Origin of the sequence: Sphingomonas japonica, from assembly GCF_006346325.1 — a bacterium.
Classification (GTDB): Bacteria; Pseudomonadota; Alphaproteobacteria; order Sphingomonadales; family Sphingomonadaceae; genus Sphingomonas; species Sphingomonas japonica.
This window is the reverse complement of the sequence record NZ_VDYR01000001.1, coordinates 938,218-956,476: the sequence shown is the minus strand read 5'-3', so window position 1 is coordinate 956,476 and position 18,259 is coordinate 938,218. Positions and strand designations below refer to the sequence as shown.

The window sequence follows — 18,259 nt, the reverse complement described above, 5'->3', positions numbered from 1 at the left end:
GACCAGATTTTCGTAGCGCTGCTGGAGTCGCTGACGAGCGCGAAATCGCGATTGGTACGGATCGGGACGATCATCGCTTTAGGATCGATCTGTCTTGCGCTGCTTATGCTGCCGCTTTGGACTGGATGGTTTTGATTAATCGTCCGAAGGCGGCGATGCTCGGCGGAGCTGGTCCACGGACAGGATTTCGCGGAGGCGGCGGAGTGATCCATTCTCCTTGGGATGCCGTTTGTTTCGAGCGTAGTCGAGAAACGGCACAGTCACGCTCCCTCACCGTGTCTCGACTTCGCTTGACACGAACGGGGGAAGGGGTTCGCCAATGACCACATTCTTCCAGTCGATCGGCATGGGCTACGAAGGCGCGTGGTTCACCGCGACGATCGCCGGCATCCTGTTGATCGCTCTGCCGGTGATGCTGGCGGTGGCGATGATCATCTATGCCGATCGCAAGATCTGGGCGGCGATGGCGCTGCGCAAGGGACCGAACGTGGTCGGGCCGTTCGGGCTGCTGCAGTCCTTCGCCGATGGCCTGAAGGTGTTCCTGCAGGAAACGATCATCCCGACCAGTGCCAACAAGGGGCTGTTCCTGCTGGCGCCGATCATCACCTTTACCGTCGCATTGATCGTGTGGGCGGTGGTGCCGTTCGATGTCGGCGTGGTGCTGGCCGACATCAATGTCGGGTTGCTCTACGTGCTCGCGGCGTCGTCGCTCGGGGTCTATGGCATCATCCTGGCAGGGTGGTCGTCCAATTCGAAATACCCGTTTTTTTCGGCGATCCGTGCGGCGGCGCAGATGGTCAGCTATGAAGTCGCGATCGGCTTCGTGCTGATTTCGGTCGTGCTGTGGGCAGGCAGCTTCAACCTGTCGGAAATCGTCGCACAGCAGCAGGGACATGTGCTAGGGCTGTTCAACGGCTTCGGCTTCAACCCGCTGCTGTTCCCGATGGCCGTGGTGTTCCTGATCTCGTCCCTGGCCGAGACGCAGCGCGCGCCGTTCGACCTCACCGAGGCGGAAAGCGAGCTGGTCGCAGGATATCAGACCGAATATTCGTCGATGGCGTTCGCGCTCTACTGGCTGGGCGAATATGCCAACGTCATTTTGATGTGCACGCTCAATGCGGTGCTGTTCTGGGGCGGGTATCTGCCGCCGCTCAACATCGACCTGATCCCGTGGTTCGACATTCCGGGTATCCTGTGGCTGTTCGCCAAGATCCTGGTTTTCTTCTTCATCTTCTCGTGGATCAAGGCGACGGTGCCGCGCTATCGCTATGACCAGCTGATGCGGCTGGGCTGGAAGATATTCCTGCCGATGTCGCTGTTGTTCGTATTCCTGGTGTCGGGGTATCTGATGCTTACCCGTTATGGAGTGGCCGCATGAGCCTCGCCCAGACCATTCGTTCGTTCACCTTGTGGGAGTTCCTCAAGGCGCACGCGCTGACCTTGCGCTATTTCTTCAAGGCCAAGGCGACGATCAACTATCCGTACGAGAAGAACCCGATCTCGCCGCGGTTCCGGGGCGAGCATGCGCTGCGCCGCTATCCCAATGGCGAGGAGCGCTGCATCGCGTGCAAGCTGTGCGAGGCGGTCTGCCCGGCGCTGGCGATCACGATTGAGGCCGAGCCGCGCGACGACGGATCGCGGCGCACGACGCGCTACGACATCGACATGACCAAGTGCATCTATTGCGGACTTTGCGCCGAGGCATGCCCGGTCGATGCGATCGTCGAGGGGCCGAATTTCGAGTTCGCCACCGAGACGCGCGAAGAGCTGATCTATCACAAGGACAAGCTGCTCGCGAACGGCGATCGCTGGGAACGCGCGATCGCCGCGAACCTTGCCGCCGACGCCCCGTATCGCTAAGCGACCGCCACCGAAGGGGTTCGAATGATTCACGCATCGCAAGGGACTGGGCATTGATCCAGGCCATCGCCTTTTACCTGTTCGCGGGCGTCGTGCTGCTGTCGGGCGCGATGACGATATCGTCGCGCAATCCGGTGCATTCGGTGCTTTGGCTGATCCTGGCGTTCTTCAACGCAGCCGGGCTGATGGTGCTGGTCGGTGCCGAGTTCATCGCGATGCTGCTGGTCATCGTCTATGTCGGCGCGGTCGCGGTGCTGTTCCTGTTCGTGGTGATGATGCTCGACATCGATTTCGCCGAGCTGCGCGCCGGCTTCGTGCGCTATGCGGCGTTCGGGCTGCTGCTGGCGGCGGTGCTGGTCGCCGAGATTCTGATCGGGGTGGGAGCTTGGAGTGCGGGCGGCGTCGATCTTGCCGCGCGGGTCGCGCCGATCGATCCGGGCGTTGCCAATATCGAGGCGATCGGGCGGCTGCTCTACACACGCTATCTGTTCGTGTTCGAGGGTGCCGGGCTCGTGCTGCTGGTCGCGATGATCGGCGCGATCGTGCTGACCTATCGCGAGCGGTCGGGCGTGCTGAAGCAGGATATCAACCGCCAGATCAACCGCCGCGCCAAGGATGCGACGCGCAACGTCAATCCGCCGGTCGGGCAGGGAGTGGAGCTGTGATCGGGCTTACCCATTATCTCGTCGTATCGGCGATCCTGTTCACGATGGGGGTGCTAGGCATCTTCGCCAATCGCAAGAACCTGATCGTCATCCTTATGGCGATCGAGCTGATCCTGCTGGCGGTGAACCTCAACCTTGTGGCGTTTTCAGCGTATCTGGGCGACCTTGTGGGCCAGGTGTTCGCGATGTTCGTGCTGACCGTGGCGGCGGGCGAGGCTGCGATCGGGCTCGCCATTCTCGTCATCTATTTCCGCGGCCGCGGTTCGATCGCGGTCGACGATCCCAGCCGGATGAAGGGGTGATCCTCTGGTGATCCAATTACTCGTTTTCCTGCCGCTACTGGCCGCGATCGTCGCTGGTCTGGGCAATCGCGCGATCGGCAGCGTCGCGGCCAAGGCCGTGACGACCGCAGCGCTTTTCGTTTCGTGTGCGCTTTCGTGGCCGATCTTCCTCGGCTTTTTGAGCGGTACCAGCGAAGCGACGGTGACCCCGGTGCTTTTGTGGATGCAGTCGGGCAGCATGACCGTCGATTGGGCGCTGCGCGTCGATGCGCTGACCGCGGTGATGCTGGTCGTGATCACGTCGGTGTCGGCGCTCGTCCACCTCTATAGCTGGGGCTATATGGAGGAGGATCCGGACCAGCCGCGGTTCTTCGCGTACCTGTCGCTGTTCACCTTTGCGATGCTGATGCTGGTGACTGCCGACAATCTGGTCCAGATGTTCTTCGGCTGGGAAGGCGTGGGCCTCGCCAGCTACCTGTTGATCGGATTCTGGTACAAGAAGCCGTCAGCGCAGGCGGCTGCGATCAAGGCATTCGTCGTGAACCGCGTCGGCGACCTCGGCTTCATGCTCGGCATTTTCGGCACCTATCTGGTGTTCGACACCATCTCGATCCCGGCAATCCTCGAAATGGCGCCCGAGATGGCGGGATCGACGATCGGCTTCCTGGGATACCGTCTCGATACGATGACGATCCTGTGCCTGCTGCTGTTCATCGGCGCGATGGGCAAGTCGGCGCAGCTTGGCCTCCACACCTGGCTTCCCGACGCGATGGAGGGGCCGACACCGGTGTCCGCGCTGATCCACGCCGCGACGATGGTGACGGCGGGCGTGTTCATGGTGTGCCGCCTGTCGCCGATGTTCGAGGTGTCGCCGGTGGCATTGGCGGTCGTGACCGGAGTGGGCGCGGCGACCTGTATCTTTGCCGCCACGATCGGCACGGTGCAGACCGATATCAAGCGGGTCATCGCGTATTCGACCTGTTCGCAGCTCGGCTACATGTTCTTCGCTGCGGGCGTCGGCGCGTATGGCGCGGCGATGTTCCACCTGTTCACCCACGCGTTCTTCAAGGCGCTGCTGTTCCTTGGCGCGGGATCGGTGATCCACGCGATGCATCATGAACAGGACATGCGCTTCTATGGCGGCCTCAGGAAGCATATCCCGGTGACGTTCTGGACGATGCTGGCGGGAACGCTGGCGATCACCGGCGTCGGGATCTACGGCTTCGGCGGATTTGCCGGGTTCCATTCGAAGGACGCGATCCTTGAGTCGGCATGGGCCGCGGGCGCCGAGGGACAGGGCGCGTTCTGGGTCGGCACGATCGCGGCGCTGCTGACCAGCTTCTATTCGTGGCGGCTGATGTTCCTGACCTTCTGGGGCAAGCCGCGCTGGGCAGGGTCGGAGCATATCCAGCACGCGGCGCATGCGGCGCACGATGCGAATGACCATGACGACCCCGCGCAGGAAGACGCCGGACACGCTCCATCGACGCAAGCCGCGCATGCGAGCCAGGTGGCGACCGGGACCGCGGGCTATCATCCGCATGAGAGCGGGCTGGCGATGCTGATCCCGCTGCTGCTGCTGACGCTGGGCGCTGTGCTCTCGGGCTATGTCTTCCACCACTGGTTCATCGAGCCGGAGGCGGGCGAGGCGTTCTGGAAAGGCGCGCTCTATTTCGACGCCGGGCTGGCGCACGCGATGCACGAAGTGCCGTTGCTGGTGAAGCTGGCCGCGAGCATCGTCATGGTGATCGGCTTCGTCGCGGCATTCTACACCTACATCCTGCGGCCCGGCTTCTCGGCGACGTTTGCCGGACACTTCCGGATCCTGCACCGCTTCCTGTTGCACAAATGGTATTTCGACGAACTGTACGACCTGCTGTTCGTGCGTCCGGCGTTCGCGATCGGGCGGCTGTTCTGGAAGGCGGGCGACGAAGGGACGATCGACCGCTTCGGGCCCAATGGCTCCGCCGCGTTCGTGGGCCTTTCGAGCCGGATCGCCGGGCGGCTGCAATCGGGATATGTCTATAGCTATGCCTTCATCATGCTGATCGGCCTGACCGCGGCCGTGACCTGGGCGATCACGCGATGAACGGGTTCCCAATCCTGTCGATCATGTTGCTGGTGCCTGCACTGGCGGCGATCGCATGCCTGTTCGTCGATGCGAGGACCGCGCGCTGGACGGCATTGATCGCCACGCTGATCGACCTTGCGCTCGGGCTGATGCTGTGGGCCAATTTCGATATCGCCGCTTCGGCGCCGCAGTGGCAGTTCACCGAATATGCGCCGCTGTTCGGGCGGTTCGCATGGGCGCTCGGCATCGACGGCTTTGCATTGATGCTGATCATGCTCAGCGTGTTCCTGATGCCGATCTGCATCGGCGCGAGCTGGGTGGCGATCGAAAAGCGCGTGCCGGAATATATGGCCGCGTTCCTGATGGTCGAGCTGCTGATGATCGGCACCTTCGCCGCGCAGGACCTGTTCCTGTTCTATATCTTCTTCGAAGGCGGCCTGATCCCGATGTACCTGATCATCGGGATCTGGGGCGGGGCGAACCGAATCTACGCGAGCTACAAGTTCTTCCTCTACACGCTGCTCGGATCGGTGCTGATGTTCATCGCGATGCTCTATATGAGCGTCAATGCGGGGACGTCGTACATCCCGGACCTGATGGAGTATGACTTCCCGGCCGGGGTGCAGACCTGGCTGTGGCTGGCGTTCTTTGCATCGTTCGCGGTCAAGATGCCGATGTGGCCGGTGCACACCTGGCTGCCCGACGCGCATGTTCAGGCGCCGACCGCGGGATCGGTTATCCTGGCGGGCGTGCTGCTCAAGCTGGGCGGATACGGGTTCCTGCGCTTCAGCCTGCCGATGTTTCCCGAAGCGTCGGGGCAGCTGACCTGGCTGATCTTCGGGCTGTCGGCGGTGGCGGTGATCTACACCTCGCTGGTCGCGCTGGTGCAGCAAGACATGAAGAAGCTGATCGCCTATTCGTCGGTCGCGCATATGGCGATCGTCACGATCGGTCTGTTCGCGTTCAACCAGCAGGGTATCGAAGGCGCGATGATCGTCATGCTGTCGCATGGCCTCGTCTCGGGCGCGTTGTTCCTGTGCGTCGGCGTCATCTATGACCGGCTGCATACCCGCGAGATCGCGCGCTATGGCGGGCTGGCGAACAACATGCCGCAATATGCCATCCTGTTCCTGCTGTTCACGATGGCGTCGATCGGTCTGCCGGGCACCAGCGGCTTCGTCGGCGAGTTCCTGAGCCTGGCGGGGACGTATCAGGTATCGACGACGATCGCGCTGCTGTGCACGACCGGCATCATTCTGGGCGCCGCATACATGCTGTATCTGTACCGCCGCGTGGTGTGGGGCGAGCTGACCAAGGACGACGTCCGCGCGATGCCCGACCTTTCGAAGCGCGAGCTGGCTCTGCTGGCGCCGATCGCCGCAGTGGTGCTGTGGATGGGCGTTTATCCGGAACCGTTTCTGGCACCGATGCGCGCCGACGTCGCGACGCTGCTGGATCGGATCGACCGCGCCAATCCGGGCGGCGACTCGCGGCCTACACTCGGTACGCCGGAGGCCATCGCAGCGCAGGAGGCGCGTATCGTGGCGGCCGAAGGACATTCTGAAAGTGCCGCGCAAGCGCACGGGGAAGGCCATTGATGGATTATTCGGCCCAACTCGCGATGGCGCTGCCCGAGCTGGTGCTCACCGGCGGTGCGTTGATCCTGATGCTGGTGGCGGCATGGGGCGGGCAGGCGTCGACGCGCGCGGTTAGCTGGACCTCGATCGCGGTGCTCGGCGGCGCCGCGATCGCGCTGATCGGCCCGGCGTCGAGCGGAGGTGAGGCGTTCTACGGCCTGTACCGCGCCGATGCGTTCGGAGCGTTCGCCAAGCTGCTGATCTATATCGCCGCCGCGGTCGCAATCGTGATTGCGCCGCGCTTTTTCGAGCAGACTTCGGGGGACGACCTGCGTCCGGAATATCCGGTGCTGATCCTGCTGTCCGCGGTCGGCATGGGGATGATGGTGTCGTCGGGCGATCTGCTCAGCCTCTATGTCGGGCTCGAGCTCCAGAGCCTGGCAGCCTATGTCCTGGCGAGCTTCATGCGGCAGGACGCGCGGTCGGCGGAAGCCGGCCTCAAATATTTCGTGCTCGGCGCCCTTGCCAGCGGTATCCTGCTGTACGGCGTCAGTCTGGTCTATGGGTTCACCGGAACGACGCTCTACACCGGCATCGCCGCGGCCTATGCTGGCGGGACATCGACGGGGTTGCTGTTCGGGCTGGTGTTCGTGTTTGCCGGGCTGGCGTTCAAAATCTCCGCAGTGCCGTTCCACATGTGGACGCCCGATGTCTATGAAGGCGCACCTACGCCGGTGACGGCGTTCTTCGCGTCGGCACCCAAGGTCGCCGCGATTGGCCTCGCCATCCGCGTCGCGATCGAGGCGATGGGGCCGGCGACGAGCGACTGGCGCCAGATCGTGATCTTCGCGAGCCTGGCCTCGATCGTGCTGGGTGCGGTTGCGGCAATCGGCCAGACCAACATCAAGCGGCTGCTCGCCTATTCGTCGATCAACAATATCGGCTTTGCCCTGATCGGGCTGGCGGCAGGCACGCAACAAGGCGTCGCCGCCGTGCTGATGTACATGACGATCTATGTCGCGATGACGCTCGGCAGTTTCCTGGTGGTGCTGCAAATGCGCGGTGCCGATGGACAGCCGGTCGAGACGGTTGCCAGCCTGTCGGGCATGTCGTCGACGCGGCCCGGCCTCGCACTGGCGCTGGCGATGTTCATGTTCAGCCTGGCGGGGATCCCGCCGCTATTCGGGTTCTACGCCAAGTTCGCGGTGTTCGAGGCGGCGGTCAGTGCCGGGCTGTTCCCGCTGGCGGTGGTCGGCATCGCCGCGTCGGTGATCGGGGCCTATTACTATCTGCGCGTGATCAAGACGATGTATTTCGACGATCCGGCACCGGCCTTCGCGCCCGCGGGCAGCATGGTCGAAAGCGGCCTGATCGGGCTGACCGCCGCGTTCATTTCGCCGCTCGGCTATCTGGCGATCCCGCTGCTCGGCGGCTGGAGCCTGAACGCGGCGCGGGCACTGTTCTGACGCCGCACATCGTCCACGTCGCCGAGACCGGATCGACCAACGCGGACTTGCTGGCGCTCGCGCAGGGTGGCGTAGCCGACGGGACGTGGTTGCGCGCCGATGTCCAGAGCGGAGGACGTGGGCGCCTGGGGCGGGCATGGGCGTCGCCGCCGGGTAATCTGTACGCGAGCACCATCGTGCGGGTGCTGGCTGGCGATCCGCCCGCCGCCACGCTCGCGCTGGTCGCGGCGGTCGCATTGGAAGAAGCCGTCTCCGCCTATCTTCGTGCGAATGATGATGTGAAGTTGAAATGGCCCAACGATCTCATCGTCGGTGGGAAGAAGCTGTCCGGTATTCTCCTCGAGCGTGCCGACGATGCAGTGGTGATCGGCTTCGGCGTCAACCTCGCTGCGCATCCGGCCCTGCCGGATCGACCGACCACCAGTCTGGCTTCCCACGGCATCGAGCTGAGCCCGGAAGCGCTGCTCGAAACGCTTGCAGAGGCCTTGGCCCGCTGGCTGTCGCGGTGGCGGAGCGAAGGGCTGGGACCAATCCGCGCCCGCTGGGTAGCGCGTGCGCACCCGACCGGTTCCGCATTGTCCGTACGCCAGCCCGATGGCACTACGCTCGAAGGATTGTTCGACGGCCTCGATCAAAGCGGCGCATTGATGCTGCGCTTGGCCGACGGGTCTCGGCATGTCATGCACGCCGGCGATGTCTTCCTGCTGGACTGACTTGAACTCTGGGACGAACAAATGCTGCTCGCGGTGGATGCCGGCAATACCAACATGGTCTTCGCGCTGGTCGAAGGCAGGGAAATCCGCGCGCGCTGGCGGATTGCGACCGACCCCAGGCGGACGGCGGACGAATATGCGGTGTGGCTCAACCAGCTGCTTCAACTCGAGGGGCTCGAGCGCGGCGCCGTCGATGCGGTGATCATCGGCACGGTGGTGCCGCGCGCGCTCCACAATCTTCAGGTGCTGGCGCAAAAATATTTCGCGGTCGAAGCGCTGGTCGCGGGGCAGGGCGCGATGGCCTGGCCAATCTCGCTCGATGTCGACGAACCGCACAGCGTCGGTGCCGATCGCGTGCTCAACATCCTCGCCGCGCACGACAGCCATCCCGGCGACCTGATCATCGTCGATTTCGGCACCGCGACGACGTTCGACCTGGCCGACTATACCGGAGCGTACAAGGGCGGCATCATCGCCCCGGGGATCAACCTGTCGCTCGACGCGCTGGTGACCGCCGCCGCCAAGCTACCGCGTATCGCGATCGAGGCACCGGCGACCAGCAGCGTGATCGGCCGCAACACGGTCGATCAGATGCAGATCGGTATCTTCTGGGGCTATGTGGCGATGATCGAGGGGCTGGTCGGCCGCATGAAGGCCGAGGTCGGGCGTCCGACGAAGGTCATCGCCACGGGCGGCCTTGCCGTCCTGTTCGAGCAGCAGACCGACATCTTCGATGCGATCGAGCCCGACCTGACCATCCAGGGGCTGGCATTGTTGCGGCTACGTACCCATATTTGACACGCGGGAAGCGGCACCATCTTGTGCCCCCGCCCAGAATAGAACAGGAAAATTGTGACTCCCAAGAACGAACTGGTTTTCGTCGCGCTCGGCGGATCGGGCGAGATCGGCATGAACGTCAATCTCTATGGCACCAAGGGCAAGTGGTTGATGGTCGATTGCGGCATCACCTTTGCCGACCCGGCCTATCCCGGCATCGATGTCATCCTTCCCGACCTGCAGTTCATCGAAGACCGCCTCGACGATCTGGTCGGTATCGTGCTGACGCACGGGCATGAGGATCATATCGGGGCACTGCCTTATTTCGCCGCGGACCTCGGCGTGCCGCTCTATGCGACGCCGTTTACCGCCGGGCTGATCCGCGGGAAGCTCGACGAGGAAGGCATTTCCAACCAGGTCAAGCTCAAGATCGTCGATCCAGCCAAGCCGGTAAAGATCGGGCCGTTCGGCGTGACGTTCGTGCCGCTGTCGCATTCGATTCCCGAAGCCAATGCGCTGCTGATCGACACGCCGCACGGCAAGATATTCCATACCGGCGACTGGAAGCTTGACGAAACTCCGGTGATGGGGCGCCCTTCGAGCGCAGCGGAGCTCGCCGCGATCGGCGACGAGGGCGTGCTGGCACTGGTGTGCGATTCGACCAACGTGTTCAACGCCGAAGCCTCGGGTTCTGAACGCGGCGTCCGGCCCGGACTCGATGCCGAGGTTGCCAAGGCCAAGGGCCGGGTGATGGTTACCACCTTTGCCTCCAATGCCGCGCGGCTGCACACTCTGGGTGAGGTCGCCACCGCCGCCGGGCGCCGCGTGTGCGTCGCCGGGCGTTCGCTCGACCGCATTCTCAAGGTTGCCAAGGCGACGGGGTATCTTCGCGATTTCCCCGAGACGGTCGATTTCGAAACGGCAATGCGGCTGCCACGCGACAAGGTGATGATCATCGCCACCGGCGGCCAGGGCGAGCCGCGCGCGGCACTGGCGCGCGTTGCCGACGGCACGCACCAGATCAAGCTGGAGGCGGGCGATACCGTGCTGTTCTCGTCGAAGCAGATTCCCGGCAATGAAGTCGCGATCGGCCGTATCCAGAATATCCTGGCCGGCAAGGGCGTCCACCTCGTCACCGACAAGCAGGCGCATATCCATGTGTCGGGGCATCCCGGACGACCCGAATTGCGCGCGATGTACGACTGGATCCGGCCTGACGTGCTGGTGCCGGTGCATGGCGAGATGCGCCATCTGATGGAGCAGGCGCGGTTCGGCGCGGAATGCGGCATTCCCTCCAGCATCGTTCAGGCCGATGGTGCGATCGTCCGGCTCGCGCCGGGAAAGCCCGCCAAGATCGGCGACGCGCCGGTCGGACGTTTGGTGCTCGACGGCGACGTGATCCTGCCGGCCGACGGCGGGACGATCAACGAGCGGCGGCGTATCGCCAATTACGGGCTGATCTCGGTCGCGCTCGCACTCGGCAAGGGACGTAAGCTGGTGGGAACTCCCGAAGTCCGGATCCAGGGCATCCCGGTAGAGGAGGATCGCGATCCGTTTATCGCCGAAGCGGGCGATGCGGCGCGCGAGGCAGTGCGGTCGGGCAGCAAGGACATCGATGCGCTGAAGGAAAGCGTGCGACTGAGCGTGCGCCGCGTGGCGACGCGCTGGACCGGCAAGAAGCCCGTCGTCGACGTCATGGTGATCGAGGTCTGACCGTATGAAGTGGCAGTCGGCGCTGGCGATCTATTTCCTGTTCTGGGTGTTCAGCGCCTTCATCGTGCTGCCGTTCGGGGTGCGCACGTCGCAGGAGCTGGGCGAGCCGCTGGTGCCGGGGCAGGCGGACAGCGCGCCGCATCTGTTCCGGCCGTGGCGCGTGGTCAAATGGGGCACGATCGTCGCGACGGCGCTGTTCGCGCTGTTCTACCTCAACTACGTCAATGGCTGGGTGACGGCGGAGATGTTCGACTTCGCCCACCGATGATGCGCGCCGCTACGCGCGCAGCCGCTCGATCGCCTGCGCCAGCGCGACGTAGAGCTTGCCCATATCCGACGACAGCACCGTAACGCCGAGCGGCGAGCCGTCGCGGGTGGCAAGGATCTGGCGCAGCATCGCTTCGAAATCGTGGATGTAGCGATTGACCTGCGCCCGGAAATTGTCGTCGGTATCGTAGAGTGCCGAGATTTCCCGCGCCTGACCATTGTCGATCAGCCGCACCGCGCGGCGGGTGAACACGCCGCGATCGCCCTTGAGATAGGCTGCCCAGGCGCTGTCGGACACGTCGTGCGCGAACGACTTGGTGATGTCGATCGCGGTCGAGTTGAGCGCTTCGATGAGCAGCGACACGCGGCGTGAGAGATTGTCGTGATCGGCGGTCTCGATCGCCTCGCGCGCGTCGTCGATGCGCGCCTCGATCGCAGCGGTGGTTTCGCGGATCGTCAGCATCCGTTCCGCAATCGCATCGGAAGCACGCGTCGCGGCAATCACTGCCTGATCGGCGGCGGCGGTAAGATCCGCGATCTGTTCCGACACCGCAGCGCCAATCGATCGCGACAATGCTGCGGTGCCTTCCGCCTCGAGCCGCTGCGCCGCCTGCGGGATCACCGATGCCAGCGCGGCGCGCGCCTGGTCGGCCGTGCGGGCGGCGCTGTCGCGCATCTGGTCGAGCGCCTGAACCAACGCTGGCGCACTGCGCTGGACGAACGCGTCGGTACGCTCGATCGTCGAGGCGACGGTGGTTTCGATCCCGTCGATGCGCACGCGGCCATCGTCGAGCGTGGCGGTCAGTTCCTGGCCGAGCGCTTCCATGCCCCGGCGCTGGTCGGCGATGACGCCGGCGATCGCCTCGATCGCGTCGTGCGTGCTCTCGGCCGCGGCGACGAGCGCCAGCAATTCGGGCTTCGACGCGGCGACGACCGCGCGGCTTTCGCCGATGCGCGTATCGAGGCGGCGCAAGGCTTCGGGCAAGGTCTCGTCGATCTCGCGTGTCGCCGCATCGAGCGCGGTCAACAGCGCGTCGGCCGACCCGATCATCGCATCGGCAGTTTCGTGGCCCTGACGGATCGCTTGGGTGGCGGCATCGGCGCCCTGCGTCAGTGCGCTGACCGACGCGGACAGATCTCGGGTGCGATCCAGCCCGATCTGGTGCAGCACGTCGAACTGCGCCGAGGTCTCGACCAGTCCGTGGTCGAGCGAAGCGAACAGTGCGTCGCTGCGCGCCTGTTCGTCGCCGAGCCGCGCAGCGATTCGGTCGATCGCTGCCTCGACCGCGGCAATGCGCTCGGCGAGCGCGTCGCTGCCCTCGCGTCCCGAGCGTTCGATTGCGTCATGGCTGGCCGAGAGCATTGCCAGCGTGGCGTCGCCCTGGGCCGTGATGCCCTTGCGCGCTTCATCCACGGCCTGCGCCGCGCGGTCGAGCACGCCATCGACGGTCGCCGACATCTCGCCCGCCACCGCTTCGAGCCGCGCGCCTGCGGTCTCCGACATCGCCTCCATCCGCGCGATATGCGCCGCAAGCCGCTGTGCCGCGCCGCCCGCGACGGTATCCGCCTCGCGTCCACGCTCCGCCAGCGCGGCGAATTGCGCGTCAAGGCCCGCGACCCGCTCGCTTGCCGACAGGCCCAGCGATTCGAGCGTCGTCGCCATCTGGCCGAGTTCGCCATGCGCCTTCGGCATCATCGCCAGCGTGACAGTGAGCTTCTGTTCCGCCTGTCCGGCCGAATCGACCAGGACGCGCGCGGCGCCGTGCAGCGCCTTGGCTTCCTGCGCCATCCCGCTGCTGACCGCTTCGAGCCGGCCCGCCGCGCGATCGCCCATCGTCAGCAATTCGTGGCTCTGCGCGGCAAGGCTGCTGCGGCTCGCCTCGATACGATGCGACAATGCGGCGACGACATGGTCGAGCGCGCTCGCCTCGGCGCGCATGGCACGCGCGGTGACGCCAAAACGGCGCGCCTCCGCGCGGCTGTTGCGCTGAACGATCAGCCACAGCATGCCCAGGACGAGCGGCGGAACCAGCAAGGCGGCGGCGAACTGGACGACGCCGACCGGGTCCATCGCGATCAGCGCCGTCCAGCTGAGCGCAACCATGCCGCCGATCCATGCGAGGGTGGCGAGGATCGCCAGCGCCGGCAGCCAAGCAGGCCCTTCGCGCGGCGGTTCTTCGACCGGGTCTTCCCAATAATCGGGATCGCCGATCGTCTCTGGCGCGGGCGATTCGATCGCCGCTTCGCCAAGGGTTGCGCCGTCGTCTTCCTGGGGAGGACGAATACCGATGATCTGAGAACCCCCGTTCATGGGCACATGTTTACCATGTTTCGGAAGCGCACCAACTAAATAGCTACGAAGCGTTAAGCACCTTGGCGCTAACGTCGCACGCATGGCCTATGATCCCGGAGCAATCGATGCGACGCTGGCGGCAGCGGTGGGCGATGAACCCGCGCTGATCGCCGAGTTGCGCGAGGCATTTCTCGACGGTGTGCAGCGCAGTCTGGCAACGCTCGACCTTGCCGGTGAAACCACGCAGTGGCGCGCGGCGGCGTCCCGGCTGAAGGGGCTGGCAGCGAGTTTCGGTGCGGTCCGGTTGATGGCGCTGGCTGGCGAGGCGGCAGATGCCCCGGCGGGCGACGTGACGATGCTGCGCAAGCTGCACCGCGCGGTGGAGCGGCTCTAGCCTATTTCTTGCGACTGAGTTCGCGCATTGCCTCGTCCAGCCCCGACAGGGTCAGCGGGTACATGCGATCGTGCATCAGGTCGCGCAGGATGCGGACCGACTGCGAATAGTCCCATTGCTCCTTGGGGACGGGGTTGAGCCAGACCGCGGACGGATAGGTGCTGACCAACCGCTGCATCCATACCGCGCCGGCTTCCTCGTTGAAATGCTCGACCGAGCCGCCGGGGTGGGTAATCTCGTACGGGCTCATCGAGGCGTCGCCGACGAACACCAGCTTGTAGTCATGACCGAATTTGTGGAGCACGTCCCAGGTCGGGGTGCGCTCGGCGAAGCGGCGGCGATTGTCCTTCCAAACGCCTTCGTAGGGGCAGTTGTGGAAATAGTAGAATTCGAGATTCTTGAATTCCGATGTCGCCGCGGAGAACAGCTCCTCGCATAGCGTCACGAACGGATCCATTGACCCGCCAACGTCGAGAAACAGCAGCAGTTTGACCGCATTGTGTCGCTCCGGCCGCATGCGGACGTCGAGCCAGCCCTGCCTGGCGGTGCCGTCGATCGTCGCGTCGATGTCGAGTTCGTCGGCAGCGCCTTCCCTGGCGAAACGTCGCAGGCGGCGCATCGCGACCTTGATGTTGCGCGTCCCCAGTTCGCGGCTGCAGTCCAGATTGCGGAACTCACGCTGGTCCCAGACCTTGAGCGCGCGCTTGTGCCTGCTCTCGCCGCCGATGCGAACGCCTTCGGGATTGTAACCGGAATTGCCGTAGGGCGAGGTGCCGCCGGTGCCGATCCACTTGCTGCCGCCCTGATGGCGCTCGTGCTGCTCCTCGAGCCGCTGCCGGAGCGTCGCCATGATCTCTTCCCACGATCCCAGCGATTCGATCTGCGCCATTTCCTCGGGCGTCAGGTATTTCTCTGCGATTGCCTTGAGCCATTCCTCGGGAACATCGGCAGGCGCGGCACCGAAGCTGGTGGCGACGCCGCGGAATACCTTTGCGAAGACCTGGTCGAAGCGGTCGAGCAGGCCCTCGTCCTTGACGAAGATCGCGCGCGACAGGAAATAGAATTGCTCGGGCGTGTGCTCGATCACGTCCTGTCGGAGCGCGTCAAGCAGCACCAGATGCTCCTTGAGGCTGGCCGGGATGCCGGCGGCGCGCAGTTCGTCGATGAAACCGTGGAACATGACGCGGATGTGCCTTGCGCCATGACGCGGCGCAAGCGCTCAGCGGCGGCGATAGAGGCGCCAGTGGAAATTGGTCATTCCGCGCGCGCGCATCGTCGCGATCGGCACATAGTCGCGGCCGCAGCGGCGCTGCGGTCCCGGCAGCGACTCGCCGTTATAGCGATCGATGAACAAATAGTCGGGAGCGGGGCAGGGGCTGCGCCGGATAGCCAGTGGATATTGCCCGGTCCGCGCGGCGGTCGCGAGCACGGGTACCGCGCTGTCGCGCTCGACGAAGGCGGTCGCTCCGTCGGGGGTCAGCGCGGCCATCGCGGTGATGGCGCGGCCGGGGTCGCCGCGCTGGTTGGCGATCAGCCGGATGTCCTCGACCACACTGGCGACAAGGATCGCGGCGATGCCGGTTGCGGCGGCAGCGCGCAGCCAGCCGCGGGCCGACCAACCGCGCGCGGCGATGTCGGCGATCATCAGCAGCATCGCCACTGCGATCAGCGTGTAGTAGCGAGCATGGCCGGGATTGGCCGGATGGACGATGGCGACGACGATGGGAAAGCCGATCAGCGCCAGCCAGTAGAGCGGCAGGCGATCGATGCGGATCCGGATCGCGACGCCCAGCGCGACCAGCAGCGCGAGCCCCGGCCATAGCTCGATCTCCGGCACGCCGATCGTGTATCCGACGACCGAAAACAGCGCCTTGAGCTGGTGGAAATAGGTGAAGGGCTCAAGATTGCCGAACCGCATGCCGCCGGAGTTGATCCTCGCCGCAAGCAGGATGCCGCCGAGTACCGCCGCGGCGGCGACAGCAGCCGGCGCGAAACTGCGCAGCGTCTCCCGCACCGCGCTTCGCCAGCCGTCACGCTGCCGCAGCGTCACGAAGGCCCAGCCTGCGACAGCGACCAGGCCGATCGCCATCATCAGTTGGGACAGCATGCCGATCATGGCCCACAGGATCAGCGACGTCGTTGGTCGCGGTGCCCCGGCCAGCCAGCGATCGACGTGCAGCATCACCATCAGCAGCGCCAGGATCATCGGCGCATAACCGCGCGCCTCCGACCCATAATTGGCGAAGAACGGAGAGAAGGCGAATAGCGCTGCGGCGACGATGGCGGCGACGTTGCCCGAGCGTGCCATCAGCCGGGCGGCAACGACGATCGACGCGGTGCCGGTCGCGATTGCCAGCGCGCGTTGCAATAGCGGCGGTGCGTCGATCCCGACCGCCTGCATCCACAGGCTGTTGAGGTGATGGTTGTTGTCGTGGTTGATCCCGAGGAAGATGCCGAGCGGCGTCGCCACCTCATGCGCGTGCATCGCCGACCATGCCTCGTCGAGCCACAGCGCCCCTTGCGCCATCGCGATGCGCAGTGCGCAGCCCGCGGCGGTGATCGCTACGATAATCGCCCAATCACGGCGGGAGAGCGGTGCGGCATCGGGCAGCGTCATCGGCACTACGATTCGCATGCAACAGTTAAAGCCGCGCTAACCCTTCGTCATTTTGCGTAGGCGTCGATGAGCGATCCGACATAGTCGGGACGTGCGCCGGTCAGTTCGGCGACCGGCCGGGCAGGGGCGACGCGTCCGGCTTCGGGCGTGCCGTAGATGAACCCGTAGACGGGGTAAGAGCTGCCGCCGAGGCCGGTATTGTCGCGGTACCAGACCTTGACGCGGCTCCAGTCACCGCGCGGCGACACGTCGAACAACGTCACGTCCTGTTCGGCATGACCGCGCTTGCCGCCCACGCGCGACCAGTTGGCGTGCGTGACCATCACCGTGCGGTCCTCGATAATCCGGCTGACCACCGCGACATGGCCGAGCCGAAGCTGATCGGTCTTTGCGAACACCAGTACCGCGCCGACCTTGGGCCGGCTGCCGCGCGCATATTTTCCGCGGGCCTGATCCCACCAGGTCCAGGCATTGCCCCAGATCTGGATACCCGACACCTGGCGGGCGAAAGGCACGCATTCGCCGACATAGTTGAGAATCGAGGTAGCGGCATCGCGCGGTGTGGCGGCGACGGGCGCGGCTGGCACCAATCCCAGCGGAAGCGCGGCACAAAGCATGGACAGGATGCTGCGATGCATAGCGCCGGGATAGCGCCGCGATGCTGCGGCTGGGTTTCCGAATCTGGTTAAACCTTTGCTACCCCGCAGGCCGCCCGCGACCAATTTAACTGTTGCTTTAATTGATCACTGATGCAATTAAGACGTAAAGTGCGGGAGAGGAAGGACGCTGTGCCGATGTCGATATCGAAACATGCGAGGATCGCGCAGATACTGACCGGGCTGGTACTTGCTGCCGTGACGCTGGGAATCGCATTGAACAGTACAGGGCTGGTGATCGGTCCAAGCGACACCACGGTCCGCTACGCACAGATCGTCGCGACATTGCCGGCGCTGTTCTATCTGGTCGCGATCTGGACGGTCCACCGCGCTCTCGGCGCGCTCGCCAAAGGCGACGCCGTCGAGAAGACACTATCGGAACTGCTGGCGCGCGTTGGGACATGTCTGTTCCTCGGCGGATTGGTGCGCGTCTTCGTCGAACCATTCCTGATGCGCTGGGTCAGTGCTGGGCCGTGGCCGGTCGGGAATTTCGACATCGGCGCAGTCACCCTGGGCACCGTTGGGCTGTTGCTGGTGCTGGTCGCCGGCCCGCTGCGCGATGCCGCGGCGATGCGGACCGAACTCGGCCAAATCCTGTAATGCCGATGCGGATCACACTCGACGCGATGCTGGCAGCGCGGATGATGACCGGAAAGGAACTGGCGCAGCGGGTGGGGCTTAGCGAAACCCAAATGTCGATGTTCCGCTCGGGCAAGGTGCGCGGTATCCGGTTCTCCACACTGTCCAAATTATGCTTGGTGCTCGAATGCCAGCCGGGCGATCTGATTGCTTATCAGCCCGAGGCGGCCGATCTGGAAGCGAGCGGGTGAGGAAGGGCCCCGCGGGGTAGTGGCAGTGGTCTGGCCTCAGGTATCGTCCCCGGCGGGGTATCCCGGATAGGCAGCGACC

General features: G+C 64.8%; 18 protein-coding genes. 14 read left to right on the top strand and 4 right to left on the bottom strand.

Translation table 11 applies throughout. From position 1 onward, the window contains the following. The first annotated feature begins 319 nt into the window (after positions 1–319). The 11 genes from nuoH to FHY50_RS04780 are packed head-to-tail and all read left to right on the top strand — an operon-like array spanning position 320 to position 11,391. Complete coding sequence (gene nuoH / locus FHY50_RS04830; RefSeq protein WP_140047396.1) at positions 320–1,378, top strand: NADH-quinone oxidoreductase subunit NuoH; 1,059 nt, start codon at positions 320–322, stop codon at positions 1,376–1,378. Beyond that, positions 1,375–1,860, top strand: a complete 486-nt coding sequence (nuoI, locus tag FHY50_RS04825) for an NADH-quinone oxidoreductase subunit NuoI (protein WP_140047395.1) — start codon at positions 1,375–1,377, stop codon at positions 1,858–1,860. Before nuoH ends, nuoI begins: the two co-directional genes overlap by 4 nt. Positions 1,861–1,913: 53 nt before the next feature. Next, positions 1,914–2,525 carry an NADH-quinone oxidoreductase subunit J gene (locus FHY50_RS04820; RefSeq protein ID WP_140047393.1) on the top strand — a complete coding sequence of 204 codons (612 nt, stop codon included), beginning with the start codon at positions 1,914–1,916 and terminating at the stop codon, positions 2,523–2,525. After that, on the top strand, positions 2,522–2,827 hold the full coding sequence (gene nuoK, locus FHY50_RS04815; protein ID WP_140047391.1) for an NADH-quinone oxidoreductase subunit NuoK: 306 nt from the start codon (positions 2,522–2,524) through the stop codon (positions 2,825–2,827). The genes FHY50_RS04820 and nuoK overlap by 4 nt, the downstream gene beginning before the upstream one ends. 7 nt (positions 2,828–2,834) lie before the next feature. After that, positions 2,835–4,895 (top strand): NADH-quinone oxidoreductase subunit L, encoded by a 2,061-nt coding sequence (gene nuoL, locus FHY50_RS04810; protein ID WP_140047389.1) that lies wholly within the window; start codon positions 2,835–2,837, stop codon positions 4,893–4,895. Then, positions 4,892–6,475, top strand: coding sequence for an NADH-quinone oxidoreductase subunit M (locus tag FHY50_RS04805; RefSeq protein ID WP_140047387.1), 1,584 nt, complete (start codon positions 4,892–4,894; stop codon positions 6,473–6,475). The genes nuoL and FHY50_RS04805 overlap by 4 nt, the downstream gene beginning before the upstream one ends. Continuing rightward, positions 6,475–7,920, top strand: a complete 1,446-nt coding sequence (nuoN, locus tag FHY50_RS04800) for an NADH-quinone oxidoreductase subunit NuoN (protein ID WP_140047386.1) — start codon at positions 6,475–6,477, stop codon at positions 7,918–7,920. The genes FHY50_RS04805 and nuoN overlap by 1 nt, the downstream gene beginning before the upstream one ends. A gap of 8 nt (positions 7,921–7,928) precedes the next feature. Beyond that, positions 7,929–8,633: a biotin--[acetyl-CoA-carboxylase] ligase gene (locus tag FHY50_RS04795; protein WP_140047384.1), complete on the top strand. Its 705-nt coding sequence runs from the start codon at positions 7,929–7,931 to the stop codon at positions 8,631–8,633. Between the two features lie 21 nt (positions 8,634–8,654). Further along, positions 8,655–9,431, top strand: coding sequence for a type III pantothenate kinase (locus FHY50_RS04790; RefSeq protein ID WP_140047382.1), 777 nt, complete (start codon positions 8,655–8,657; stop codon positions 9,429–9,431). A 54-nt stretch (positions 9,432–9,485) separates the two neighbouring features. Continuing rightward, positions 9,486–11,123 (top strand): ribonuclease J, encoded by a 1,638-nt coding sequence (locus tag FHY50_RS04785; protein WP_244935297.1) that lies wholly within the window; start codon positions 9,486–9,488, stop codon positions 11,121–11,123. Between the two features lie 4 nt (positions 11,124–11,127). Further along, complete coding sequence (locus FHY50_RS04780) at positions 11,128–11,391, top strand: DUF1467 family protein (protein WP_140047379.1); 264 nt, start codon at positions 11,128–11,130, stop codon at positions 11,389–11,391. A 9-nt stretch (positions 11,392–11,400) separates the two neighbouring features. Here FHY50_RS04780 and FHY50_RS04775 read toward each other — a convergent pair whose 3' ends face one another. Further along, positions 11,401–13,701, bottom strand: a complete 2,301-nt coding sequence (locus FHY50_RS04775; RefSeq protein WP_140047377.1) for a coiled-coil domain-containing protein — start codon at positions 13,699–13,701, stop codon at positions 11,401–11,403. A gap of 82 nt (positions 13,702–13,783) precedes the next feature. On the opposite strand from FHY50_RS04775, the gene FHY50_RS04770 reads away from it, so the two are divergent. After that, positions 13,784–14,077, top strand: coding sequence for an Hpt domain-containing protein (locus FHY50_RS04770; RefSeq protein WP_140047375.1), 294 nt, complete (start codon positions 13,784–13,786; stop codon positions 14,075–14,077). A 1-nt stretch (position 14,078) separates the two neighbouring features. On the opposite strand, the gene FHY50_RS04765 is transcribed toward FHY50_RS04770, so the two are convergent. The 3 genes from FHY50_RS04765 to FHY50_RS04755 are packed head-to-tail and all read right to left on the bottom strand — an operon-like array spanning position 14,079 to position 17,332. Further along, positions 14,079–15,257, bottom strand: a complete 1,179-nt coding sequence (locus FHY50_RS04765) for a vWA domain-containing protein (protein WP_140047373.1) — start codon at positions 15,255–15,257, stop codon at positions 14,079–14,081. Between the two features lie 39 nt (positions 15,258–15,296). After that, on the bottom strand, positions 15,297–16,712 hold the full coding sequence (locus FHY50_RS04760; protein WP_140047371.1) for a hypothetical protein: 1,416 nt from the start codon (positions 16,710–16,712) through the stop codon (positions 15,297–15,299). Between the two features lie 29 nt (positions 16,713–16,741). Beyond that, a complete protein-coding gene (locus FHY50_RS04755; RefSeq protein WP_243846725.1) occupies positions 16,742–17,332 on the bottom strand; it encodes a CHAP domain-containing protein in 591 nt (196 codons plus the stop codon). A gap of 156 nt (positions 17,333–17,488) precedes the next feature. Here FHY50_RS04755 and FHY50_RS04750 point away from each other — a divergent pair, with 156 nt between their 5' ends. Both FHY50_RS04750 and FHY50_RS04745 read left to right on the top strand, forming a co-directional pair. Then, complete coding sequence (locus FHY50_RS04750) at positions 17,489–17,950, top strand: DUF2975 domain-containing protein (protein ID WP_166745507.1); 462 nt, start codon at positions 17,489–17,491, stop codon at positions 17,948–17,950. Positions 17,951–17,955: 5 nt separating this feature from the next. Then, complete coding sequence (locus FHY50_RS04745) at positions 17,956–18,180, top strand: helix-turn-helix domain-containing protein (RefSeq protein WP_243846723.1); 225 nt, start codon at positions 17,956–17,958, stop codon at positions 18,178–18,180. The last annotated feature ends 79 nt before the right edge of the window (positions 18,181–18,259 follow it).

What these genes read in the sequence shown, in the direction of transcription:
- nuoH (WP_140047396.1), top strand. Translation starts at nt 320, where the DNA reads ATGACCACATTCTTCCAGTCGATCGGCATGGGCTACGAAGGCGCGTGG.
- nuoI (WP_140047395.1), top strand. Translation starts at nt 1,375, where the DNA reads ATGAGCCTCGCCCAGACCATTCGTTCGTTCACCTTGTGGGAGTTCCTC.
- FHY50_RS04805 (WP_140047387.1), top strand. Translation starts at nt 4,892, where the DNA reads ATGAACGGGTTCCCAATCCTGTCGATCATGTTGCTGGTGCCTGCACTG.
- nuoN (WP_140047386.1), top strand. Translation starts at nt 6,475, where the DNA reads ATGGATTATTCGGCCCAACTCGCGATGGCGCTGCCCGAGCTGGTGCTC.
- FHY50_RS04790 (WP_140047382.1), top strand. Translation starts at nt 8,655, where the DNA reads ATGCTGCTCGCGGTGGATGCCGGCAATACCAACATGGTCTTCGCGCTG.
- FHY50_RS04780 (WP_140047379.1), top strand. Translation starts at nt 11,128, where the DNA reads ATGAAGTGGCAGTCGGCGCTGGCGATCTATTTCCTGTTCTGGGTGTTC.
- FHY50_RS04775 (WP_140047377.1), bottom strand. Translation starts at nt 13,701, where the DNA reads ATGAACGGGGGTTCTCAGATCATCGGTATTCGTCCTCCCCAGGAAGAC.
- FHY50_RS04770 (WP_140047375.1), top strand. Translation starts at nt 13,784, where the DNA reads ATGGCCTATGATCCCGGAGCAATCGATGCGACGCTGGCGGCAGCGGTG.
- FHY50_RS04765 (WP_140047373.1), bottom strand. Translation starts at nt 15,257, where the DNA reads ATGTTCCACGGTTTCATCGACGAACTGCGCGCCGCCGGCATCCCGGCC.
- FHY50_RS04760 (WP_140047371.1), bottom strand. Translation starts at nt 16,712, where the DNA reads ATGCGAATCGTAGTGCCGATGACGCTGCCCGATGCCGCACCGCTCTCC.
- FHY50_RS04755 (WP_243846725.1), bottom strand. Translation starts at nt 17,332, where the DNA reads ATGCATCGCAGCATCCTGTCCATGCTTTGTGCCGCGCTTCCGCTGGGA.
- FHY50_RS04750 (WP_166745507.1), top strand. Translation starts at nt 17,489, where the DNA reads ATGTCGATATCGAAACATGCGAGGATCGCGCAGATACTGACCGGGCTG.
- FHY50_RS04745 (WP_243846723.1), top strand. Translation starts at nt 17,956, where the DNA reads ATGCGGATCACACTCGACGCGATGCTGGCAGCGCGGATGATGACCGGA.